This window comes from Candidatus Paceibacterota bacterium (assembly GCA_035452965.1).
Classification (GTDB): Bacteria; Verrucomicrobiota; Verrucomicrobiia; order Limisphaerales; family UBA8199; genus UBA8199.
Genome location: DAOTCE010000003.1, coordinates 168,236 through 192,499 on the forward strand (window position 1 = coordinate 168,236; position 24,264 = coordinate 192,499).

Genomic DNA, 24,264 nt, shown 5'->3' on the forward strand with positions numbered 1-24,264 from the left:
ACCGAAGCGGGTGCGGCTGCCACCGTTTTGTTGATCATGAATCAGACCACCCGCAGATGCTCACCCGAAACCAGGGTGGAAGAGTTGTATCGGACTCTGCACGCGATGCCGGAGTTGGGGTTGAGGGAGGTAAAGACGGCGGCGTTTCTGGCCGAGCAGTTGAGAAGCGCCGGCTATGAAGTGCAGACCGGCGTGGGGGGCACCGGGGTCGTCGGGGTGCTGCGCGGGGAGAAGCCGGGGCCGGTGCTGGCGCTGCGGGCCGACATGGACGCGCTGAAGCACCTCGTGGATGGGAATGAGTGCGCCATTCATTCCTGCGGGCATGACGCGCACTCGGCGATGGTGCTATGCGCGGCCGAACAGGCGGCGAAGCAGGGGTTGGCGGCGGGGGCGCTCAAGATCCTGTTTCAACCGGCGGAGGAAGTATTGCTGGGGGCGAAGGCGCTCGTTGACGCCGGGGCGATTGCAGACGTGGATGCGCTGGTCGGAATCCACCTGCGGCCCGAGCAGGAGGCCCGAAAGGGCCAGGCCACGCCGGCATTGTGCCACGGATCGAGCGCCCGCATCGAGGCCGCCATCGAGGGTTTGGCCGCGCACGGGGGCCGTCCGCATCTTGGGATCAATGCGATTGACGCCGCGGCTGCGGTGGTCAACGCCATCAACGCGATCCGCATGAATCCGGTGGTGCCGTTCAGCATCAAGGTTACCAAGCTGCTGGCCGGGGGCGGGGCGACGAACGTGATTCCCGACAAGGCGGAAATGGCGGTGGACGTGCGGGCGCAGCGGAATGACCTTATGAGGGAACTGCTCGCGAAGGCGGAGGCGGCGATCGGCAATGCGGCAGCCTCTGTCGGCGCAAAGGTGACGACGCGGATGAAGGTTGGGCCGCCCGCAGCCGAATACAACGAGGAGTTAGTTGAATATGCCCGGGAGGCGATCGTGGCGGTGCTCGGCAAAGGGGGACTGCTGCCGCCCATCATCACGCCGGGGGCGGAGGATTTTCACTTCTACGTCCAGCGCAAGCCGGAGCTCAAGGCCACGTACATCGGGCTAGGGTGCGACCTGACGCCCGGGCTGCACCATCCGGCGATGCGGTTTGATGTCGGCTCGCTCATTCACGGCGTCAACATCCTGCGATGTGTGGTGGACAAGGTGTTGAATCCCGGCTGAGCACCTCTCCATGAACCTCGTAGCCGCGGACGTGAGTCCGCGCTATCTCAAGCGGGGGAAAGCCAGCGCCGACTCACGTCGGCTCCTGCACGTATCTCACCAGCCGAACCAAGTCGAGTAGGCGATGGCGACGGCGCCCAACAGGACCCAGATGGCGCACAGGGGCAGGGCGAACTTCAGCCACTTGAAATAGGGGATGCGAGCCATGGCGATGACTGACATGAGCACGCCGGAGGTGGGGATGACGATGTTGATGAAGCCGTCGCCGTAGAGGTAGGCGGAGACGGCGGTTTGGCGATCGAGGCCGACGATGTCGGCGATGGGGGTCATGATGGGCATGGTGACGTAGGCCTGCCCCGAGCCGGAGGTGATGAAGAAATGAACGATCAGGCTCATGAGGTACATGCCGCTGGCGGCGAAGATTGGCGGTTGTTCAACCAGCGGGGCCGAGAGGTAATGGACCAGGGTGTGGATGATGCGCCCGTCCTCCATGATCAGGGTGATGGACTTGGCCAGGCCGACAATGAGGGCGGAGTAGAGGAGGTGTTTGCAGCCGGCGATAAACGAGCCCGTGATGGCCTGGAGCGTCATCCCGCTGATCAAGCCGCCAATAATGCCGACGGCCATCATGACGGCGCTCAGGTCGCGGAGGCTCCACTCACGAAAGCTCGCGCCCCAGCCAAAGAGCGCGAAGCCCCCGGTGAGAATGAGCAGGGTCAGGACATGACGTAAGGTAAACGGCGGCGCGTCCGCCCGGGCAGCCACCACTTCATCGTCGAAGGTCGGGTAGATGCTGCGGGAGGGATCGGCGGCGACTGTGGCGGCATAGCGCATCACATACCAGGCGGTGACGAGCAGCGTCGCCAGCCAGACCAGCGTGCGGATGAAGAAACCGGACATAGGAGGCACTTCGGCGATTTGCTGGGCGATGAGGGTCGTTGCGGGGCACATGGCCGAGGGCGCAAAGCCGGAGTAACAGCCGATGTACATCATCGCGGCGCCGCAGATCGGATCCAATCCCAGCCGGCGGGCCAGGAGCAGGCCCAGGGGAATGAAGGCGACAACGGCGTTGGCCAGCACGCCGGTAAAGCCCAGCACGGACATGACAGTGATCAGAATCGGCAGGACGAGCATGCGTCTCGTGCCGAGCGCCCCAATCAGGCGCGAGAGGCCCGCCTCGACGGCGCCGGAGTCGGTGATGATCTGAAGGAACCCACCGACCAATAGCACGAGAAAGACCACCTCGGCGGCTTTCTCGAGTCCCAGCGGGAAGTAGAGGAAGAAGGTCCAAGGCATCACCGGCTGACGGGCCACGGTGGAGAAGGAGTTTGGGTCAACCTGCTGCACCTTGGTCTGGGGGTTGCTCAGGAAACCGTATTGGCCCGCGGGAACAATCCAGGTGGCGACCATCGCGAGGAAAGCGATGCTCAGGATGATCACGTAGGCATCCGGCAGTTTCCAGCGGGATCGGCGGGGTGTGTAATTCATTGATTAGGGAGCGGGTAGGATTTGCGTTTTAGCCGCGCCGGCGGCGAGGCGGCACTTGGGTGAGGCAAAGTCGTTACGCTGCATGCATGCCTCAAACGGCCAAGAGGCGGCTCGGTTGATGCCTGGCGCGGGATTCCGCGAGTGGTGACGACAGGTCATTGGGTCGGAGCATACTCCCGCTCGCCGTCGCCGCGCACCCCCCAATTGAGTAGGGACCGGCGGCAGGCGCTCCCCGCAGCCACGACGCCAGACGGTCAGGAGATGGCCCGCACATGGCCGGAGGATGGCCGTCTGGTCGGATTATTGCACCGGAATAGAACAAATACCGGGCTCCTACCCTATCCGGGCACTGGGGACTCCTGACTGTGTTAACATGGTGCCAATCCGGCGGGACTACGGTGTGGTCCCCATGGGGGTCGGCCCCCATGGGGACCACACCGGGGTATCGCAGGTTTCACAGCGTTGTCTCACCGGGGTGGCTAATCGGCCTGGGAACAGGGGACTTTATTGATGAATAGCGGTGTTCAGGTTGCTTTGCCCTCTGCCGGAAGCGGAACCGCTCTGGCGGGCTCAAGTGGCGTGTTATCAGCACCTTTCGACGATAGTGATGTTGGCTGGCACCATCGTGCCGCCAAGCCAGCGGTGTCGTGGCTCGCGGGGACTACAGGAGCAGAAATGGAGAACGGAGCAACTTTGGTGGCACGCGGTTGGGGTGCCTACTCATTTGGGGGATGCTATTCGGAAGAAGAGTGAGCATAATCCGGAGTATATGTCGAAAACCGTTGTTTGGATGAGTTGCCTGTTGTTCGCGTGGCTGGCGGTCGCTGGGGTTGAGGGGGCTCAGGTCCAGTTGGCACCGGGCAACGGGGTTTGGCTCAAGCCGGCCCAAATGAGTTTGCTGGGGAACGAGGCGTCGGTGATCGGGTTGCTCAATGCGTATGGGATCAAGCACGTGTTCCTCTGGGCCACGACCAATACGAGCAGTTCGTTTCCCATGTACAGTCCGTTCATCCAGCAGGCGCACGCGAGCGGGTTGACGGTGCATGCGATGGTGGCGGTCAAGACGACGATCACCAACGAGTCGGGTGTATCATCGGCGCTGCTGCAGGACCGGCTGAACCATGTGATCACCTATAGTGCGAACCATCCCGAGGCGGCGTTTGACGGGGTGCAGATAGATGTGGAGGGCGTCCGGGGAACCAACCTGTTGAATTTGGTAGCCGGGGTGAGCGTGCCGGAGACGCTGGTGTTCTCGGCGGATGTGCAGTCGGATGAGTTTTACTATGACATGGAGGAGGCCTACTACGATTTGCTCCAATCCACCGATATGGACTTGTTAATTCCGATGATCTACATCATGGATGGGATTCCTTACCAAAGCGGGACCAACAATCACACGTTCACGATACCGCGGGTTGGCACCAAGACGGACCAGTTGCTGGCGCTGCTGCCGTCGCAGGGGCGAATGATGACGGGTCTGTCCGGCTACGATATGCAGCATGGGGTGATCAAAGGGGCTGGAACCGATTCGAGCCTGTCGTGCCATGGGGCGAGCAATATGGCGATGGGCAGCGGGAACTGCGCGGTGCCGCACCTGCTATCGCTTTACCCGCTGTGGGACGTTAATTACCAGAGCCACGTGGGGGTGAGCGTGTATCGGTTCGACGTGGACGCGGACAGTTGGCTGGACGTGCTGGAGATGACGCCGATCGGGCTGCGGCGGTCCATCGCGGCGGCGGACCAGGCGGGGGCGGGGGACGCGCGCTACCTGGGGACCTGCACGTGGCTGTATTTCACTACGTTCGATTCGACGAGCGGGCGGCGGGAGGGGCTGATCGCGGACGACGGGTTGTATCCGAGCCCGAACGTGCGGTTGGAGGTGCTGGGCATTTCAAGCGGGCAGGCGCGGTTGCGGGTGACGCTGACCAACGCCAACCCGTCGGAAAGGGTGCTGGGCGATCACGCGGCGGCGGGGGTGCACTTGCGGGTGGAGGGAGGGGAGTTCAGTTCGGCGGCGACGGGCACGTTTCACGCGGCGGAGGGGTTTGACGCGGCGGGCAACGTGTTGGGTAACGTCGCGGGGGCGCAGATTATCGAGCTGCGGCGGTCGTTTTTCGAGGACCCGGCGGCGCAGCAGGCGCAGAGCGGGGAGATTGTGGTCAACGCGCCGACGGTGCTGACGGTGCGTTACCGGGCCTGGATGACGGACAAGGACAGCATTTGCTACGACGTGGGGACGGCGGAGCCATACATCGCGCGGAGCCCGGATGATGTGCATTACCGCGATGCGGGGAGGTTTCTGACCTGCGCGACGTTCGTGACCAACATCGTGGTATCGCAGTCCGGGGCATACGCGGCAGGGGTGCTGGAAGACAAGCCGGTTTCGTACCACCGGTTCTCGGAGGAGAACGTGGCGTCGGTGCCGGAGCTGTTTACGGTGGCGAACCTGGGCACGGTCGGGGACGCGGGCAAAGGAGTGGCGGCGGTGACCAACGGGGATTTCGCCACGAGTATTCTCGGGCGGCAGCCGGGCGCGCTGGCCACGGCGGCCAACAGCGCGGTGCGGTTCGTCGGCGCGAGCGACACCAACCGGTTTGCGGTGCCGTACTGCACGGAATGGAATGTGAACGGGCCGTTCACCGTCGAGCTGTGGCTCAAAGGCGGGACCGCCTTCTCATGCCCCGCCGCCTCTGTGGTGTGGCCCTCGCGCGGCTGGCTGATCTACCAGGGGAACGCGGCGCAGACGACGGGCAACGGCTGGTATTTCCGGGTGTACAAGACCGGCTCGGTGGCGGTAACGGCGCAGGTGGACATGACGGTGAACCCGAATACGTGGTACCACGTGGTGGGGGTGTATGACGGGGCGAACGCGCGGCTGTATGTGAACGGCACGTTGCGGGACACCGCGCCGCTCAGCGGCACCTACACCCCCAACATTGACCCGGCTTACCCGTTGACCTTGGGGGCACGGCACAGCACGAACTCGTGGGCGTACAAAGGTTCCATGGATGAAGCGGCGTTTTATACGAGCGCACTGAGTGCGAGCCAGGTCGCGGCGCATTGCGCTGCGGCGACCACCAACGCGGCGGGGTACGCAGCGCAGGTTTTGGCGCACAACCCGGCGGGCTATTGGCGGTTGGATGACGGGTTGACACCTCCCAAGGCAGCCAACAGCGGCAGCCTGGGCCCGGCGGCAGAGGGGGATTACTTGAATTGGAGCACGACCGTGGCTGAATTGCAGTCCCCCGAGTGGCCGGGATTGGAGACGACGAACCGGGCGTTGCAGGTGTGCGGCACCAACGGGCAGGTGGTGGTGCCGGCGCTGAATCTCAACACCAACGCGGTGACGTTCGAGTGTCTGATCAAGCGAAACGGCCCGCAGCAGAATCACGCGGGGCTAATCATGCATCGCAACGCGGACGGCGGCGGTGCCAGCGCATGCGGGCTGGGATTCCGTGGCGCCTACAGCCACTTGGGCTACAACTGGAATGACGCGCCGGGCGCTTACACGTGGGATTCGGGGCTGACCCCGCCGGACGGGCAATGGTGCTACGTGGCGCTGGCGGTGAGCGCCACGCAGGCGGTGCTCTGCATGTGTGACGGCACCACGTGGAGCACAGTGACGCGAATGGCCAGCCATGCAGTCCAGCCGTTCGCAGGGCTGACCCGATTCGGCTCGGATGGGGGCACGAACCGATGGTTCAACGGGTTGATGGACGAGGTGGCGATCTACAAGGCGACGCTGTCGCAGGCGCAGCTTCGGGCGCACGCGCTGGCCGCGTTCGGGAACACGAACCAACCGCTCTTCATGCAGGTGCCGCAGTCGCAGACGGTGGAACTGGGGAGCACGGTGGTTTTGAGCGCGGGGACGGTCGGCTCGCCGACGATACTGTATCAGTGGCAGAAAGATGGAGTGCCGCTGGCGGGAGCGACCGGCTTGAACCTCACGCTGACGAATGTGGATTACACCGACGCGGGCGTTTACCGCCTGGGGGCGACCAACGGGTCTGGAGGCGTGCTGAGCCCGGCGGCGACGCTGGTGGTGTGGCCGCCGGTCTCGGTGACTAATTTGACCTACCGGGTTTCGAGCGGGGAATCGGGTTCTAGCCTGGAGTTGATCTGGCCGGCAGGGACGCTGTATTCAGCCGACGACCTAATGGGGCTGTGGACAATTGTGAGCGAGGCAACGCTGCCTTACTACAAGGTTGCGATTGCGCCGGCAACGCCGCAGAAGTTTTTCCGGGCGCAATAGCCGATGTACCCCCGCCGTTGGGAACAGCGAGACCCAAGGCGCAACCAGACTCCTCAGGCAATCAGGCAATCCGTCTGGCAAATTCGGCGGGAGTGACAATAGCCAAATTATTGAACTGCTTCAGGGCAATCAGGTCGTTGTCGCCGGTCACCAAATACTCCCAACGGACGGCGACGGCAGCCGCGAGAATCAGGTCATCATCGGCATCGCGACAGGCCCGAGGAGGGAGACCGGTGATGTCCACGGGCGCGGTTTGCCGCCGCACGAAGTGGGTGAGCAATCGCGCGTGGCGCAGAGAGAAACCGAACTTCCGCAGCAACTCCTCCTCAACTTCGGCGACGATATCCGCCGAGGCGTGGACTTGGGCGTGGGGTCGCAGCGTGCGCTATAGCCGGCGGCACTGCCCGTCCGTTGTGAGGATGGCGAGCCAGACGTTACTGTCCGGCAGGACGCGCACACGGCAGGGCGAGGGTTTCCTCCTCGGTCAGGCGATGCTGGCGCGGCCAGCATTCGATCCAGTTCGCTTTCGTCGGAAAAGAGATAGTCTAACAGCCGGGCCGCCTCGGCTTCGGGCAGACGGCGGATTTCCTCAATCAAATCGGCGGTGGCCATAAGTGGAGATGTAGTCCGATTCCTGCCTGGCGCAAGCCGAAAGGCGACGTCCAATTGGGGAGGGACGGGCTATTCCGCCAGGAGGCGGTAGAAGCGGCGGGGAGAATCGGGAGGCGGGGAATCGGTCAGGGGGGTAATGGTGAAGAAGTTGGTGGAGTTGTTGGAGTTGGTGAACGCCAGGAGGTTGGTCCAGGTAACGAAGTCCGAGCTGGACTGAAACCGGTACTTGCGGCCGACGACGGTGGTGGTGTTGGCGCGGAAGACGTTGTTGGAGAAGGAGTGGGGGCCGAAGAGCGGGTTGACGGGGGCGATGGCGTTGGTATAGGCGTGGGCGTAGTAGAGGATCCGGTCTGGATAGGAGTCTAGATGCTGGTCGAAGCCGGCAGCGACATTGGTGCTGTTGACGTTGTTAACGCCGGACTGGCATTCCTGAGGGCCGTAGGCCAGCACGTCGGTGTCGGAACGGGTGCTGGGGCGCAGGACCGCGATATGGCCGGAGCCGCTGGTTTCCTTGCAGGAGGCGACGACGAGGGTGCCGGCGTTGGCGAGGTGCTGGGCGTCAGTGATGGAGGGAACGGCGTACCAGCCGGCGGGGCTGGCGCGCAGCCAGTCGGCCTGGCTGTTGGCCAGGTTGAGGTCATTCGTCTGCGGCGGCCGGAGCAAGTAAACACCCAGGGCAGCGGCGGCGCCGGCGGCGAAGGCGCTGCAATGGGTGCCTGTTCCAATCGTCATGTTCGGGCCGGTGCCGCCCTCGGCGCCGGTGAGCCAGTTGACGCTGACGCCCTTTTTCCAGTAGCGCTCGACCTGCAAGGAGTCCAGGAAGTGCGAGAGGGCGTGGCCGGGTTCGGAGATGGCGTTGGCGGGGCCGATGGTGAAGGGGTTGGTGGTCGCGGAGCTGAGCCCTGCCCCGATGCCGGAGGCGGTGGCGGTGATGCTGTAGGTGCCGGGCGAGTCCACCACTAGATCGCTGAACGTGGCCTTGCCCGTTGCATCGGTGTAGGCGGTGGTGGTGCCGGAGGCGAAGGAGCCGGAGTCGAGGATGAGCGTGACGGGGATGTTGTTGGTGGGGACGCTGTTGGTGTCGGAGTCCAGGGCCTGCACGATGATGGCGGGGAGCGCGGCGCCGACGGTGCCGGCCAGTGGAGCGGTGGTAAACGCCAGGCGGGATGCCGGCGGGGCCGGGGCCCAGGGAGTGGCCTCGGCCCAGGTGGAGGCGACGCGGAGAGTGTCCATCTGGAAGTTGCCGGCGGTGGCATCATAGACCCGGAGGAAGAAGTGCCTCAAGTTGCTGACGGGAGTGCCGGTGACAGGGCTGGTAGCGCTGAAGGAAGCGGGTTCCGGTTCGCCGGGAGTCGGGCTGAGGAAAAGGGAGGCACGGCCGGAGGTAAAGTCATATTTCATCACTATGAGGTGCGCGATGTTGAGGGCGAAGACTTTGCTGGCGTAGGTGGCGGGTGTGGTGCCTTTGGCGCGGATGCCGAGGTTGTAACCGCCCGAGGCGCTGCGGACGACGAGGTCGCAAGGGTCAACCGTGTAGCCGCCCGGGGCGGTGAGACTTGATGGGAGCAAGCCGGCGAGGAGGACACTGGAGCTGACGGCCGTGTAATTGATGAGGACGGAACAATAGAGGACGCCGCTCGTGACCGTGGTTTCTAGGGGGCGGTAAGTAATGGCCTGGGCGGAACCGCCGGCGTTGACGGCGACGGCATTGCCGGGCGGCGAGAAGTTCGCAACGTTGCGGCAGGAGAGGCCGGGGTTGACCACCGTGATCAGGTTGGTGGGACCGGCCCACGGCGAGTAGGTTCCAAGAATACCCGGAGGGTAGTCGAAGCCGTCCTGGAGGTAGAAAACTGCGAGCGCGTTGGCGCCCCAGAGCAGGGCCGCGGCCAGGGTGAAAAAGCGGAGAAAAGCCGGTGTAGCAGGGGTTTGGCGGGTATCAGGCGAGATCATCGGATACAGTAAGTCGTCCGATTTTACTACAAGCCGGGGTTTTGGATACCTACTCAATTGGGGGATGCGCGGTTTCCTGAATTTTGAGAGGGTGAAGCAGAATAATCAACAATCCAGAACCTTTATGAAGACACGAGAAGTTCTTCCGTACTGCGGGCAGACCAGGCTTGGTGAACGGCCATTGGCCATTCGTATCTCACTGTTGCTTTGCGCTGCCTGCTTGCTGGTGCAGAGCGTCCAGGCGGATCTGTTGTTTCACGAAGGGTTTGACTATTCCGCTGGCGTTGGTCTAGCTGGACAGGGGAATTGGGTGCAAACCACCAACAGCGCGTATATTACGGTTGGCAGCGGCAACCTTACTTATCCTGACCTCCCTGATTCGGTACCGCCGGGAAACCGGGCCCGGATCGCGGGCATGAGCGCCGCTGTGCAAGGGTTTGCCTACAGCCCGTTCAGCGAATCTGTCAACAATGGTGTCGTCTATGCCTCCTTCCTCCTGGATTTCAATGGCACCGTTGCGGGGGGCAATTACACGTTCATGGGTCTGCTGCCCTACGCGGATAACGCCCCGGGCAACGGCGGCGTTTTCAACAACACCTACGATCCATGCGATCTTGTCTCCAAAGGCTCCTCCGGCAATGTCCAACTCGGGATCAGAACCTTGGGGCAAGGCACCAGTTACGCCAACCCAACGCTGTCGCTGGGCAGTGTCAATCTCATTGTCATGAAGTACGATTTTGACCTTCACCGGGCTTCTCTCTTCATCAATCCCAGCCCGGTCGAGGCGGAACCGGCAGCCAGCATCGCCAGTACTGGCACGACGTCTGCAGAGAGTATAGGGCAGTTTTATCTTCGCATTGGGGGTTACAACCAAGCCGATTACCTGGTGGACAACGTGCGCGTGGGGACCCAGTGGGCGGACGTGGTGCCGGAACCCGGGTCCGTCTCGCTTTTGGCGTTGGGGATGCTGGGGCTTTTCCGCCGCGCGCGCCGCTGAGGTTCGGGCCGAGAGTCTGCTTCACACCAGGCCGTGCCGCCCGTCGGCGTGAGCAACTGCCGCAAGCAACTGCAGGCCGCCTTAGGCAGCAGATGGGCGTCGGCGGTTTGGTCGAGCCTGCTACTCAATTGGGGGATGACGCGGCCGGGGAACCGGTTTAAGGTGCGATCCATGAACTCGCCGGAGCACAATTTTTCCATGCAGGTTGTTAGCCGAGCCTGCCGCCAGAGCCTCACTCTGAGGCAGTTGCTGGCAGCCAGTGTCATTCTGGCGGCTGCACCGCTCGTGGGGAAGGAGGCAACCGCAACATCCAACCAGTCTGCGGGGCTCTGGAAAGCAGGCGTGGCGCGGTCGAATATCACGCCCACGAATTCGCTTTGGATGGCCGGTTATGCCGCACGCACCCGCCCGGCGGAGGGCAAAGCGATGGACCTCTGGCTCAAGGCGCTGGCGCTTGAGGACGCTGCGGGCCACCGGGCGGTCATCGTCAGCGCCGATCTGCTGGCCATCCGGGGCGGCCTTTATCGCCGGTGTCTGCCGCGGCTCAAGGAGAAGTTCGGGCTGGAGCCGGCGCAGATTCTTCTAACGGCGTCGCACACGCATTGCGGGCCATTGCTGTCGAACCGGCGGGGCAGCCTTGACGGGCCGGCGGGCGAATACGAAGCGGAGCTTGAGGAGAAGATCATCGAGACGGCAGGCCGGGCTTTGGCGGACCTGGCGCCGGCGCGACTCGCGGCCGGCGAGGGCAAAACGGATTTTGCCGCCAACCGGCGCAACAACGCGGAGTCGAAGCGGGCGCGGCTGGCGGCGGAAGGGGCGCTGGCCGGGCCGGTGGACCATGCGGTACCGGTGCTGGGGGCGTATCGGCCGGATGGCAGGCTGCGGGCGGTGCTGTTCGGTTACGCGTGCCACAATACGACGCTGACCGGCTCATTCTGCCAGTGGTGTGGAGACTATGCGGGGTTTGCGCAGGCGCGTCTGGAGGCGAACCACCCGGGGGCGACGGCGGTGTTCTTCGTGGGGTGCGCCGGGGACCAGGACCCGGTGGTGCGGGGGAGTCTCGATCTGGCGCGGCGGTATGGCGAGCAACTTGCCGGGGCCGTTCAGAAGGTTTTGAGCGAACCTTCCGCCACCCTCGCGCCGACGCTGCGGACGCTGATGGAAACCGTCAAGCTCAACCTCGGGGAGGTCCCCACGACGACTGAACTGGAGAAGCTTGCGCGCAGCCAGACGCCGTACGTCCGGCGCTGGGCGACGAACCTGCAGGCAGCGATGAAGTCGGGCACACCGCTCGAACGCACTCATCCATATCCGGTGCAAGTGTGGCAGTTCGGCGGGCGGCAGCTCCTGATCACGCTCGGCGGCGAACCGGTGGTGGACTACGCGCTGAAATTCAAGCGCGAGTTCGGGGCGGGGACCTGGGTGGCTGGCTACGGCAACGACGTGATGTGCTACATCCCGTCGCTGCGGGTGTTGAACGAGGACAAACCGCCGCTAGCCTCGCCGCTGTGGGGTTACGAAGGCTGCCAGGCAATGAAAGTGCTGGGTCTGCCGGCCCTGCGCTGGGCGGACGATGTGGAGGTGTTGACCACTGCAAGCGCGCGCAGATTGGTCAACCAGATCAACGGGCGATAGAGCTCTTGACCAGATAACATCGGACCACCTACCCGATTGGGGGATGGAGTGCCATCACTGCTGAACTAGACTAGCCGGTATGAGCCGTAAAGACTCCATGAATGGCGGCAGCGCAGTTCAACCCGCCTCACAAGTTCCCGCCCGCGAATCCTTGGGCCAATCGCTCGCCCTCTTTGGCGGCAACAAGACCCGGACCCACCCGTTTCCCGCTTGGCCGGTGTTCGGGGCCGAGGAGGAACAACGGCTCCTGCAGGCGCTGCGCAGCGGCAAGTGGGGCAAGCTTAACGGCGACGAGGTGGCGGAGTTCGAGCGCCGGTTCGTCGCCATGCACGGCTGCCGGCACGGCATCGCGGTCGTCAATGGCACCGTCTCGCTGCGGATTGCGCTTATGGCTGCCGGCATCCGGGCGGAGGATGAAGTGATCGTCCCGCCCTACACGTTCCTGGCCACCGCCACCGCGGTCGTCGAGGCCAACGCTGTTCCGGTCTTTGCGGACGTGGACCTGGATACTTTCAACCTCGACCCGGCGGCGGTTGCGGCGGCAATCACCCCGCGCACACGCGCTATCATCCCCGTCCATGTCGGCGGCCAGCCGGCGGATATGGAAGCGCTCATGTCGCTGGCTCGAAAGCACAACCTGGTCGTGATCGAGGACGCCGCTCACGCGCACGCCGCCAGTTACCAGGCACGCCCCGTCGGCTCGCTCGGGCATCTCAGCTCGTTCTCGTTCCAATCCACCAAGAACCTCACCAGTGGCGAGGGCGGCATCGTGGCCACTTCCGACGACAGGCTGGCCGAGGCCTGCCGTTCCATCCACAACTGCGGACGCGTCGCCGGGGGGCGGTGGTATGAACACCATGTCATGTCCGGCAACTACCGCCTGGGAGAGTTCCAGGGGGCGGTCCTCAACGCACAATTGGATCGGCTGGAAGAGCAGACCGTTACTCGCGACCGCAATGGACAATACCTTGCCGCCAGACTCAGCCGCATTCCCGGCCTTCACCCGCAGAAGCGCCCGGCGGAATGCACGCGGCACAGCTACCACTTGTTCCTGCTGCGCATTGATGCCCCGGCATTCGGCGCGCCGCGTGAAGCCATTCTCAAGGCATTGGTGGCCGAAGGGATTCCCATCTGCGGCGGATACGCGTTGCCGCTTTACCGCCAGCCATTGTTCCTGAACAAGGCCTTCGGTCCTTACCTCCCACGCGCTGCTGCCAGTCTGGACTACGGGGCGGTCAGTTGCCCCAACTGCGAGAGGATTTGCGCCGAGCAGGGCGCGTGGCTCGAACAAGGCCTGTTCCTCGGCTCCCGCTCGGACATGGATGACATCGCGCGGGCGTTCGAGAAGGTCCACGAGCACCGTGGCGTCCTCAACCAATCGTAGCCGTTCTTAACCGCATGGGCCTGCGTCGTTTCACCCTGCACTTGGGTTTTGGCCTCGCGTGTCGCCTGCTGGTCCTGTTCGGTCCTCTATTCTCCATCCTCCTCGCTACATCGGCTCCCGCCGCTATTCCGGCGCTTGTGCCGCCCGTGCGGGAATGGCGCGAAAGCGGCGAGCGGCTGGTGCTGCGCTCACCGGTGCGGATCGAAGCTCGGGATCAGTTCTTGGCACAGGTTCTGGCGGGTGAGATCCAGCTTCACGGCGCGCGCACCGCCTTCGGCCGCGGGCGCGGGCTGCGCATCCTGCTGGGCCGGCCCGAGCAGCCGGCGGTGCGGCGGGCGCTTGTCGCAGCCGGCCTCTCGGCGGCGGTGCCGGAGCAAGCGGAGTCGTACCTTATCTCCATCAACCCCCGCGGCGTGGTGCTGTCAGCGCGCGACGACGCCGGGCTGTACTACGCCGTCCAGACTTTGCGCCAGTTGATGCGCGGGGAGCCAGGCGGCATCGTCCTGCCGGGCGGCGTGATTCGCGACCGGCCCGAGCTGGGGTTTCGCGGGCTTTCGGTTGACCTAGGACAGGGCGTCGTGCCCACCGAGGCGCAGATGCGGCGAATCGTCGAGACGTGCGGCGAATACAAGCTGAATGTGGTCAGCTTCTACCTCCAGCACCTGGTGCCCTTTCGCGCCACGCCGTTGCTCGCGCCCAAAGGCGCAGAACTGGATCTCGCGACGCTGCGGCGCCTGGTAGAGTTCGCGGCGCAGCGTCACGTCACCCTGATGCCGCAGCAGCAGACGTTTGGCCACCTGCACCATCTGCTGAAGCATGAACTGTATGCGCATCTGGGCGAGATGCCGCACGCCAGCACACTCACCGCCGGTGATCCTGCGGTGTACGAATGGGTGGAATGCGTCGCCGACGAATTGACCGGCGTCCTCCCCGGCCCGTTCTTCCATGCCGGCGGGGACGAGACCTGGGACCTCGGCAAGGGCGTCAACCGCGACGCCGTCTCGGCCGAGGGGGGCTTTGGCAAGCTCTGGGCCGGGCACATGACCCGCGTGGCCGACATCCTTCGCCGCCACAACCGCCGCACCCTTTTCTGGGGCGATCGCGCCTTGAAGGCACCCACCATCATCCCGCAACTCCCCCGGGACATGGTCGCTGCCACCTGGACCTACAAAGCCGACGACAAGTTCGCCGAGTTTATCACCCCCTTCCGGCAGGCGGGGCTGGACGTGCTGGTCTGCCCCAGCGTCAACAACTGGAGCAAACCCGCGCCGGACTTCAATGTGGCGGTGAAGAACATCGGGCGCTTTGTGGCGGAAGGGAAGAAGCAGGGCGCGCTGGGGATGCTCAACACGGTCTGGTTCGACGACGGGGAGAGCCTGTTCGACGTGGTGTGGTATCCGGTGCTGTATGCCGCGGCGGCCTCGTGGCAAGGCGCCGATGTGGCGCGTGAGCAGTTTGACGAAGCTTACGACTGGGCATTCCATCGCGCGGAGGGACAGGCTGTCGCCGGCGCGATCCGCAAGCTGGGAGAAGTCCACGAGACGGCGCGGCGCGCAGGGCTGGCGGACGCGGCCAATGAGTACCTGTGGCTCGATCCCTACAGCGGCCGCGGGGCGAGGATTCACTCCCGCCTGGCGCCGCAAGCCGCGGCCATGCGCCGTTCGGCGGAGGAAGCCCTGACCGCCATTATCGAGAGCCGCCGGCACTGCCGCCTGCACACGAACGCTCTCGATTACCTGGAGTTCGCTGCCCGGCGCATGGACTGGCTTGGCATGAAGGCGCAATTCGCCTCCGAGATTGCCAACTTCTACCGCGATGCCCGGGAACACCCCGAAGAGACGCGCCGCGTCAACTACGCCTTCCTCAACATGAGCGTAATCAACGGCCGCGTGCAGGACCTGCGCGACATGGCGGGCGAGATGAAGGAGCAATACCGCCAGTTGTGGCTGGCCGCCAACCGCCCTTACCTGCTCAATGCCATGCTGGCGTTGTATGACCGCGAGCTGCTGTATTGGCTGGACAAGGCCGACCGGCTGGAGGAGGCGCGGGTCGCCTATCGCCAGACGCACACGCTGCCCGAACCGGTTGCGATCGGATTATCTGAACCATGAATGCCACCTCCACATTGCCCCCGCCTTCCTCTTCCGCGCCGGGAGAGCTGACTCTCAGGCGCTCCCTGAAACTCTGGGACCTGGTGATCTATGGCGTCATCCTGATCCAGCCCACCGCCGCCCTGCCCCTCTTCGGGGTAGTCAGCCAGGAAGCGCGCGGGCACGTGGTGACCACCCTCTTGGTGGCCATGGTGGCGATGCTCTTCACGGCCATCAGCTACGGGCGCATGGCGCGCGCTTATCCGAGCGCCGGCTCGGCCTTCACCTATGTTGGGCGCGAACTGGACCCGCGCGCGGGGTATCTCGTCGGCTGGAGCATGTTGATGGATTACCTGCTCTGCCCGATCCTGTGCGTCATCTGGTGCAGCAAGGCCGCCGGCAATATCCTGCCCGAGGTACCTTACTGGAGCTGGGTGCTGTTCTTTGTGGTGCTCTTTACCGGCCTGAACCTCCGCGGCATCAAGGCCTCCTCGCGCACCAACGCCTTCCTGGCCGCCGCCATGACGGTCGTCGTGGGAATCCTGTTTGCCTGCATCGGGCGTTACCTGGTGGCCCACGCCTCGGGCGAGGGGGTGGCCTACTTCCTCAGGCCGTTCTATGATCCAGCCACCTTCTCGCTGCCGGCGGTGTGGCGCGGCACCTCGATTGCCGTGCTGACCTACATTGGCTTTGACGCCATCTCGACGCTCTCGGAGGAGGTCGAGAACCCGCGCCGCAACATCCTGCTGGCAACGGTCCTGACCTGCCTGTTCACCGGCATCTTCTCCGGCCTGCAGATCTACGCCGGGCAGTTGGTGTGGCCATACGGGTCCGAGCCATTCCCGGACGTGGACACGGCCTACGTCTTTGTGGCCGGCAAAGCCGGCGGGACCTGGCTGCTGCAACTGGTCAACTTCACGCTGCTGGTGGCGAGTGTGGGCTCCGGGATGGGTGCGCAGCTTGCCTCGGCGCGCCTCCTCTACAGCATGGGGCGGGATGACGTTATCCCGAAGCGGTTTTTCGGCGCGCTCAATGCCCGGACCCAGACGCCCACCAAGAACGTCCTGCTGACCGGCGGGCTGGCGTTGGGTGGCGCCTTTGTATTGAGCTACCAACTGAGCGCCGAGATGATGAACTTCGGCGCGTTCATAGCGTTCATCGGCGTCAACTTGTCGGCGTTGGTTCATTACTCGGTGCGCGGCGGCGACCGCCGCTTGATCACCTGGCTGCCACCCGTTCTGGGTTGCATCATTTGCTTCTACATCTGGCTGCACCTGCGCTGGCCGGCCAAGGCGCTGGGCGGCGCCTGGCTGGTGGCCGGACTGCTGTGGGGCGGCTGCCGGAAGGGCGGCTTCCGCACCTTGAGAAACGTTGATTAACCGCCAGGAGCGGCTGCCAATCCGGTCACGAGCGCCGTCTATTGCGCCGGCTCGCGTGATGTCAGCTTTCAGAATCCCACCCTTTTGTACGTGGGGCCTTGCCCTGGACCCGCCAGCTCATCGAAATTATCAATCCTCCCCGCCGCTTTTTCGATTACCGCGCCCCGGCGTTTTCGCCTAACCTCTTCTCATGACATATACAGGCCATCGCAACTTATGGGCGAAGATCATGGTCGTCATCGGCAGCATCGGCCTTCTGGTCGGAGCCTTGGACCCATTGGAAGGTTCGATCCTCATCCTTATCGGCAGCGGGCTGGCCGCCTTGGGCACATTGTTCGGCCAAGCCGAGCCCCGCTTAGTCCGGTACCGCACGCTAGTGTTCGTCCTCATCGTACTCGGAGCCGGAGCCATGTGGGGACTTTCAGCCCGGGGCGGCATCGGAGGCAAATCCGGCCTCTCCATGTGGTGGGGCCTCTTGCTTCTGCCTTATCTCATAGGCTATCCCATGGCCATAACCGGACCGGGACATCCCCGCTGGTTCCTTTGCCTGGGAATCGGAGTGGGCCTGTGGTACTTGGCGCTGGGCTGCATAATCTCACACTCCTCCAAAGGGTTCCCGGATCCTATTGTCATCCTCCTGGCAGCCATCGGTCTGGCGATGATCGGCGGCTGCGTCATCCGATTAGTAAGCGCTGCGCGCCACGCAAGAGCAATCAGTCCAGCTCGTCCCCAATAATTCCGGACGGGTCCGCTCGCCCGAATCCCCGGCCAGGCGCCGAATTGACCCCGCCGCCAAGCGAGCGGCGCCACCTCCACTGAACTCTCAGCCATCAATCTGTGCCCCCGTTCGAAGCCTATAGGGGAGGTGACATTTGATCGGGGAAAATGAGTTTGGTGGTGTCGAAACCGAGGGCTGCGGCTTGAGATATTAGTTTGTTCTTAAGCTCAGGCTCAATTTCAGGCTTTCGTGCCAAAATCCAAAAGTACGACTTCTTCGGCCCGCAGATCACCGCATATTGGTAGTCCTTTTGGTCGAGCTCGAAGATCACATATGAGCCGTAGAAAGGTCCGAAGAATGACACCTTCAAGTAGCCCTGGTCGGGTGATTTGACGAAGAACGCCTTCCCCTCTGCCGATTTCCACTCCTTCTTGCTCTCCGAGTAACCGCGATTCAGCACGCGCACGCCTCCGCCCTTCCGCAGGCTGTAATCCGCGGTCACGTGGCTCAGGCCCCGTTCAAAGGAATGGTCCAGCCGCGCAATTTCATACCAGCGCCCCAGGTAACGATCCAACTCAAAACCCTGGACCGGCTTGACACCCTTGGGCACCCCCACACAACCGCTGAACAGATACGCAATCATCAGACCGCCAGCAGAGATAATTACAGTTGTCAGTTTCATGGCAATAGCTGGTTGAAACCATGCACCAGCAAGGTGACGAGGCAAACTAAATTCCAAGCTGCCTCTTATTGTGCATCACCATCGGTCCTCCGTAGCGCTGCCAAAGCTCCCCGGTTGCTTTGAAGAGCCGCTCCCGCAGCTTCTCGGGTCTGATCACCGTCGCATGCGTCCCCAGGCTCAACACCCACCTTTCTGCTTCCTCCAGACTGTCCAGCCGCAGCCGCACCCGCAGCATGCCACCCGGCATTTCGGTCAGCTCCTGGCTCGAATGCAGCCGCCGCCCGCGCACGTCATCCGCCGCGAACGCGTCCAGCTCCACGACCACCTCGAAATCATCCTGCCCCTTGAACAGCCCGAGGCTCCCGCGCAGATACTCATTCAAATCGAACTTCTTCGACACCGTGAACCGCTTCCCCGTGAGCGTCGGCTTCGACAGTCTTGTCAATACGAAGGTCCTCATCGCTTTCCGCTCCATATCAAACCCAAACACACACCACTGGTTATCCACGCACGCGATGTGATACGGCCGCACGTGCCGCAGCTGCGCCTTCACCTGCCCGCGATTCCGAGACATGAACTTCACCGCCCGCTTCTCGCTCACCGCCCGCATCAGCAGGTTGAAGTTCTTCAATTCCGCATCGCCGGGCGCAAACGGCCGGAATGACAGCAGGCCGTCCATGCTCCCCAGCGAATAACGAACGCTCTGATCCAACTGCCCCGTTACCTTGCGAAACGTCACCTCCAGCATCCGCTGCCAGGGCGTGCCCCGATACTGCTCAATCGCCTTGCTCGCCACAAACATGGTGAAAACATCCGCCTCCGACATCGGCATCTGCGGGAACTGCGGCACCGACCTCGTGAAGTAGAACCCGTTCTTCTTTCCGTCGAACTCCATCGGCAGCTTCAGCCGCGTCTTCATGAAGTCAATATCCCGCTTGATCGTCCGGACGCTCATCTCGAACTCCCGCGCCAGCTTGTGGCTGTTCGGGTATTCCCTGTTCTCGATGAGCTGGTGAATCCGCATCATCCGCTCAATCGCCGGCCAGCAATACACGGTCGTCTGTGCTTTCCTCATAATTCGCTCTCCGCCTTGAATGTAGGGCAGGCGTCTCGCCTGCCGGTTCACGAGACCTCCGGTCTCGTCTTGCACCCATTTAATGTGCTCAGCGCTCAACCATCAACTCTCAACCCTCAACCATTCCTGTAATCGCGGGTGTCATCCGTTGACACCCCCCCGATCTTCTGCTTAATCGCGGATTGCCGGAAAGTGCCAACGGTGGTTTTCCCATTGCCGCCCTGACAGCCGGGGCAGAGGGAACACAACGTCATTAACGCTCCCCAGCCAGAACCGGATGGTTCCTCCAACCTCCAACCGGTGAACTGTCCAAATTTTGGACAGTAATCCTGCCGTGTTGCCTTCTCCAGTCTGCTCAGACCCCGGCACCGTTGGCTTGGGGTTACGGTGGCGGCACGGTGGTGCTACGGTGTGTATCCCATGGGGAGCGCTCCCCATGGGATACACACCGTAGCCGGACCGCACTAACGGGCCATCCACCGGCCATTTGCCCGCCAAAGCAGGCGTTTGGCCACCATAACGGCGCTGCCGCCCGTCCGGCGGCGGTGTTGGAGGCAAGCTGAGAGGCCAAGACCGCGAATCGCCACTGGGGTTCCCAGGGGCAGCGAGGAACGAGCGCCATCCTGGGCACTGCCGTCGGGAAGTGCGCCATTTTCCTCGGATACAGGGAAGGGTGAGGGGCAAGGCCGTGTCCAGTCGCGTCCGTCCGGGGCTCCAAAATTTCTGAAAATTATAAGGGAGGGTGTCATTCTTTGTCACCCCCCATGTGTTAGATTACTGATAGTTGGGCGCATAGTGCCCCCTAACATAGAAAGGCATTTATCAACAATGAACACCATACTCCAGGCGACGGCCGACCTCCTCAAGTCGAAGAAATACCAGCCCGCGTTTACCGAAGACGGCGACCTGCTGCTCGTCCCGTGCGGCGGTGAGCATCTGTACTGGACCACTTCCGTTGACACCTCATCGAACGGGAGCGTCATCACCCTCCTGAGTCGTGTGCCGGTCAAGGTCCCGCCCGCCAAACGCGGCGCCTGCGCCCGGCTGCTGGCCCGAATCAACTACGGCAAGCGCCAGGGCGCCTTCCACCTCGATACCCGCGACGGCGAAGTCCTGTTCTGCATCTCCAACGTGCTCACCGCTGGAATCGCGTCCGAGGAAATGCTCGATGTCCTGTTCGGCACGACCTACAGCGCGATGAACGAGCACGCCACGAAGATCTTCAAGCTTGTTTACGGCCGCGGCTCAGCGTCCGATGCCGAGAGCGTCACTCCAGCCCGCGACCGGCACCGCAGCATCAGGCCGCCGGGCCTCGAAAACTGAGGCCCACTGATTTCTCGCGCATCGGTCAACCAGCACCAAAGAAAGGAAAACAATGGATAACGTAGTGAAAACCCGGCTCCAATCGGTTCAGTTCGGCGAAGCTCAGACCTATAAGAACATCACCATCCTGCCGCTCATCGCCCCGGCAGACGGCACATTCCAGTACCGCACCCTCGGCGAAGCCCTCGCCACCTGGGACATCGCCATTACCGAAGTCTCCGCCGCCGGTTCGGTGCCTGACCTCATGGTCGTCAACCGCGCGAACAAGCCCGTGCTCCTCATTGACGGCGAGGAGCTCGCCGGTGCCAAGCAAAACCGCGTCCTTAACACCTCGATCCTGATCAAAGAAGTCTCGGAGACGAAGATCCCCGTGAGCTGCACGGAGCAGGGACGCTGGTCCTACGCCTCCCAGGCGTTCGCCGAGTCCGGCAACGTCATGGCCTACAAGAGCCGCTCGAGGAAGACTCGCTCAGTCCACGAGTCGCTGCAATCCTGCGGCGCGCCCGTGTCCAACCAGGGCGAGGTCTGGAACGGGATTGCCGAACTGCAGGTCAAAGCCTGTTGCACGTCCCCAACCTCCGCCATGAGCGATGTCTACAAGGCTCGCGACGAGGACCTCCGCCAGTGCGACGAAACCTTCAAACCCGTCGCCAACCAGATAGGCTTGCTGGCCTTCATCGGCGGCAAACCCGCCGGCGTGGAATTGGTTTCGCTCATATCTGCCTACGCCAAGCTGCATCCCAAGCTGGTCCGCAGCTACGCTTTGGAAGCCCTGATCGAGTCTCGCCCCTCGCCTGCGGGAGCGGGACAAGGTGGCACCCCAGCGCCGGGTGAGGGCAAATCCGGCGCTTCAGCCGTGAGCCTTGAACCTTCAATCCCGGCCCAGGCCCATGCCTTCCTCGCCGAAATTGTCGCCGCGGATGAGCGCCAGTTCCCTTCAGTCGGCCACGGCACAGACTACCGCTACAAGGCCAGAGCCCTCGCCGGCACCGCGCTGGTCCACGAGAAGGAAGTCGTCCATGCCGCCTTCTTTCGCCTGGAAGAAACCGGGCAGCCCGTCCAACTTGCCCCCCTCCGCCGCCGCCGGCAGTATCGCGAGTAACGACGCCCCATGAGCGAGAACGACGAACAGAAACCGCCGCGAAATCCTCCGGGAAAAGAGGGGCAGACTCCGAAGCCCCAGGCTAAGGGGTCTATTTCCCTCCTGAAGGGGAACCGCCCCGCTCGTATCCTGCTCTGCGACGACGAGCCATGCGTCCGCGAATGCATGAAACTCGTCTTTGAATACAGCTTCCGGGACTTCGAACTAGTCCAATGCGACACCGGTCACGCTACCCTGCGCGAAGTCGCCCGCCAGGCCCCCGACCTGCTCGTCACTGATTGCAGCCACGCCGGTCTCAACTTCTGTGAAACGCTCCCCATTCTCTACCGCATGCAAGTGCGGTTCCCCATCATCGTTGTTTCGGCGTGGTCAGGCAACCCGGAAGTGCGTGATCCCATTCTCTCCGTGCCCGGCTTCGACATCATCCTGCTCTGCAAACCGTTCGCTCTGTCCGAAATCAGAAACGCCGTGCTCCGGTTTCTCGGCTCGAACCCGCGCCAGACCCAGCACCTCATTTCCCTGGCCCGGTCCGATCGAAATGCACGGATCATCCTCCTGGACGACGAGTCCACAGCCCGCGACCTGATCCGCGCCTTGCTCCCGCTGTGGTTCCGCGACTACCAACTGATCGAATTCGCCACCGGCGACGAAGCCTTGCGTGAAATCACGCGCCGCGCCCCGGACCTCCTTATCACCGACTACGGTCACAGCGGCTGTTCGTGCGAGGAACTGCTCCATCGCTTCTACCGTTGCAGGTCCAAGTTCCCGATCCTGGTCTCTTCCCTCTACGTCGGTGCCTGCCCAGAGCTCCAGCAGCGCCTCCTGGCCTTCCCCGGCTACAACATTGCGCTCCTGAACAAGCCTTTCTCTCCGGAGGCCCTGAAATCCCAAGTTCTCAAGTGTCTAAGCCCTCCAACCCCGGCCGGGAACTGAAATGCCGGCTCCAACTCGAGATGCGCCCCGCGCCGTTGCGTGCCATTTACATTCAGCGCATTGACTGGTAAAAGCTGGGTGTGCTTAGCGACTCCGCCATATGGAAGTCCTTGAACGCGCCGGGCCGGCTGTTCTTGATCGCCGGTCCATGCGTCATCGAGAACGAGGCCCTCTGCCTGCGGGTGGCCTCGGCCCTGAAGCGGCTCTGCGACCGGTTGGGCGTGTTCTACGTCTTCAAGGCCAGCTACGACAAGGCCAACCGTACCTCGGCCAAGTCGTTCCGTGGGCCCGGCCTCGAAGCAGGATTGGCCGTGCTGGCCAATGTCCGTGCCCGCGTGGGCGTGCCGGTCCTGACCGACGTCCACACGGAGGCCCAGGCCGCAGCCGCGGCGCGGGTGGCGGATATGCTGCAAATCCCCGCCTTCCTCTGCCGCCAAACCGACCTGATCGCCGCGGCGGTTGGAACGGGCAGGATAGTAAATCTGAAGAAGGGGCAGTTTCTCTCACCGGAGGAAATGGGCCAGGTGGTCGGCAAGGCGAAGAGCATGGGGGGCAGGAAGCTCCTGCTCACTGAGCGCGGCACGACATTCGGCTATAACAACCTGGTCGCGGACATGCGCTCGATTCCCATCCTGCGCCGGTTTGGTTTTCCGGTGGTATTTGACGCGACGCATTCGGTGCAGCTTCCGGGTGGCGGCGGGGACTGTTCGAGCGGGCAGCGGGATTTCGCCCCGGTGCTCGCCCGCTGCGCGATGGCGGCGGGTGCCAGCGGGGTGTTTCTCGAAACCCACCCCGAGCCAGCCCGGGCATTGAGCGACGGGCCGAATATGATTCCCCTGGCTGAAATGCCCGCGCTGCTGAAGAGCCTCGTGAAGGTTCATTTGGCGGTTCAGTAAGATGCCTGCCCGGAGAACCGAGCATCGAACAGCGCGGGCCCGTGGCCGCCGCCCGGCGTCGCTCGACGCGGCGCTCCGGCGCATCCGGCTGCTGTTGTGCGACGTGGACGGCGTTTTGACCGACGGTGCGGTATTCATCGGCGGGCCGGAGGAAACCAAGCGATTCAGCATTCGGGACGGGTTGGGGTTGGTAATAGCGCGACGCGAAGGCCTGAAGATTGGTTGGATTTCCGGCCGGGCCTCGGCGGCCACGGCGCGGAGGGCGCGGGAACTCAAAATAGATTTCCTTCGCCAGCAAAAGGGCGGTAAAGTCTACGTCGTGGACAGACTTCTCGCTCAAACCGGCTTTCGTTGGGACGAGGTCTGCTACATTGGCGATGACATTGTGGACCTGGGCGTCTTGAAACGCGCGGGAGTGGCCGTAGCGGTGGCCAACGGCGTGGCGGAAGCAGGGGCGGCGGCGGATTACGTCACCCGGGCCGACGGCGGGCACGGGGCGGTGCGCGAGGTGGTCGAGTTGATTCTCAAGGCTCAAGGCAAGTGGGAGCATATTGTGGCAGCACACGCCGCTTAATCCG

At 63.3% G+C, this 24,264-nt stretch carries 18 protein-coding genes; 13 read left to right on the forward strand and 5 right to left on the reverse strand.

What is annotated here, in order from left to right:
- Positions 1-36: 36 nt before the first annotated feature.
- Entirely contained in the window at positions 37-1,170 is a 1,134-nt protein-coding gene (locus P5205_04555; GenBank protein HSA09622.1) for an amidohydrolase, read from the forward strand.
- 96 nt (positions 1,171-1,266) lie between these two features.
- Here the strand turns inward: P5205_04555 and P5205_04560 are convergent, their stop codons facing one another.
- Positions 1,267-2,658, reverse strand: a complete 1,392-nt coding sequence (locus tag P5205_04560; GenBank protein ID HSA09623.1) for an AbgT family transporter — start codon at positions 2,656-2,658, stop codon at positions 1,267-1,269.
- A gap of 769 nt (positions 2,659-3,427) precedes the next feature.
- Here P5205_04560 and P5205_04565 point away from each other — a divergent pair.
- Positions 3,428-6,910 carry a sialidase domain-containing protein gene (locus P5205_04565; GenBank protein HSA09624.1) on the forward strand — a complete coding sequence of 1,161 codons (3,483 nt, stop codon included), beginning with the start codon at positions 3,428-3,430 and terminating at the stop codon, positions 6,908-6,910.
- A 61-nt stretch (positions 6,911-6,971) separates the two neighbouring features.
- Here the strand turns inward: P5205_04565 and P5205_04570 are convergent, their stop codons facing one another.
- Together P5205_04570 and P5205_04575 are read right to left on the reverse strand one after the other, a co-directional pair.
- The gene (locus tag P5205_04570) at positions 6,972-7,289 is read right to left on the reverse strand and encodes a putative toxin-antitoxin system toxin component, PIN family (GenBank protein HSA09625.1); all 318 of its coding nucleotides are present in this window, start codon (positions 7,287-7,289) and stop codon (positions 6,972-6,974) included.
- Positions 7,290-7,591: 302 nt separating this feature from the next.
- A complete protein-coding gene (locus P5205_04575) occupies positions 7,592-9,472 on the reverse strand; it encodes a hypothetical protein (GenBank protein ID HSA09626.1) in 1,881 nt (626 codons plus the stop codon).
- Positions 9,473-9,596: 124 nt separating this feature from the next.
- Between P5205_04575 and P5205_04580 the strand changes: the two genes are divergently transcribed.
- The 6 genes from P5205_04580 (at position 9,597) to P5205_04605 (ending at position 17,693) form a co-directional block, all read left to right on the forward strand.
- The gene (locus P5205_04580) at positions 9,597-10,469 is read left to right on the forward strand and encodes a PEP-CTERM sorting domain-containing protein (protein ID HSA09627.1); all 873 of its coding nucleotides are present in this window, start codon (positions 9,597-9,599) and stop codon (positions 10,467-10,469) included.
- 198 nt (positions 10,470-10,667) lie between these two features.
- Positions 10,668-12,104 (forward strand): neutral/alkaline non-lysosomal ceramidase N-terminal domain-containing protein, encoded by a 1,437-nt coding sequence (locus tag P5205_04585; GenBank protein HSA09628.1) that lies wholly within the window; start codon positions 10,668-10,670, stop codon positions 12,102-12,104.
- 79 nt (positions 12,105-12,183) lie between these two features.
- Positions 12,184-13,488: a DegT/DnrJ/EryC1/StrS family aminotransferase gene (locus P5205_04590; protein ID HSA09629.1), complete on the forward strand. Its 1,305-nt coding sequence runs from the start codon at positions 12,184-12,186 to the stop codon at positions 13,486-13,488.
- A 14-nt stretch (positions 13,489-13,502) separates the two neighbouring features.
- Positions 13,503-15,599, forward strand: a complete 2,097-nt coding sequence (locus P5205_04595; protein ID HSA09630.1) for a glycoside hydrolase family 20 zincin-like fold domain-containing protein — start codon at positions 13,503-13,505, stop codon at positions 15,597-15,599.
- Positions 15,596-16,957, forward strand: a complete 1,362-nt coding sequence (locus P5205_04600; GenBank protein ID HSA09631.1) for an APC family permease — start codon at positions 15,596-15,598, stop codon at positions 16,955-16,957. The genes P5205_04595 and P5205_04600 overlap by 4 nt, the downstream gene beginning before the upstream one ends.
- Before the next feature lie 190 nt (positions 16,958-17,147).
- Complete coding sequence (locus P5205_04605; protein HSA09632.1) at positions 17,148-17,693, forward strand: hypothetical protein; 546 nt, start codon at positions 17,148-17,150, stop codon at positions 17,691-17,693.
- A 118-nt stretch (positions 17,694-17,811) separates the two neighbouring features.
- Here P5205_04605 and P5205_04610 read toward each other — a convergent pair whose 3' ends face one another.
- The gene (locus tag P5205_04610; GenBank protein HSA09633.1) at positions 17,812-18,357 is read right to left on the reverse strand and encodes a lipocalin family protein; all 546 of its coding nucleotides are present in this window, start codon (positions 18,355-18,357) and stop codon (positions 17,812-17,814) included.
- 46 nt (positions 18,358-18,403) lie between these two features.
- On the reverse strand, positions 18,404-19,432 hold the full coding sequence (locus tag P5205_04615) for a WYL domain-containing transcriptional regulator (GenBank protein HSA09634.1): 1,029 nt from the start codon (positions 19,430-19,432) through the stop codon (positions 18,404-18,406).
- Positions 19,433-20,260: 828 nt separating this feature from the next.
- Between P5205_04615 and P5205_04620 the strand changes: the two genes are divergently transcribed.
- The 5 genes from P5205_04620 (at position 20,261) to P5205_04640 (ending at position 24,260) form a co-directional block, all read left to right on the forward strand.
- Positions 20,261-20,755, forward strand: a complete 495-nt coding sequence (locus P5205_04620) for a YbjN domain-containing protein (protein ID HSA09635.1) — start codon at positions 20,261-20,263, stop codon at positions 20,753-20,755.
- Between the two features lie 52 nt (positions 20,756-20,807).
- A complete protein-coding gene (locus tag P5205_04625) occupies positions 20,808-21,857 on the forward strand; it encodes a hypothetical protein (GenBank protein ID HSA09636.1) in 1,050 nt (349 codons plus the stop codon).
- Positions 21,858-21,866: 9 nt separating this feature from the next.
- A complete protein-coding gene (locus P5205_04630; protein ID HSA09637.1) occupies positions 21,867-22,790 on the forward strand; it encodes a response regulator in 924 nt (307 codons plus the stop codon).
- Between the two features lie 80 nt (positions 22,791-22,870).
- Entirely contained in the window at positions 22,871-23,686 is an 816-nt protein-coding gene (gene kdsA, locus P5205_04635) for a 3-deoxy-8-phosphooctulonate synthase (protein HSA09638.1), read from the forward strand.
- A gap of 1 nt (position 23,687) precedes the next feature.
- Positions 23,688-24,260, forward strand: coding sequence for an HAD hydrolase family protein (locus tag P5205_04640; protein HSA09639.1), 573 nt, complete (start codon positions 23,688-23,690; stop codon positions 24,258-24,260).
- Positions 24,261-24,264 lie beyond the last annotated feature (4 nt).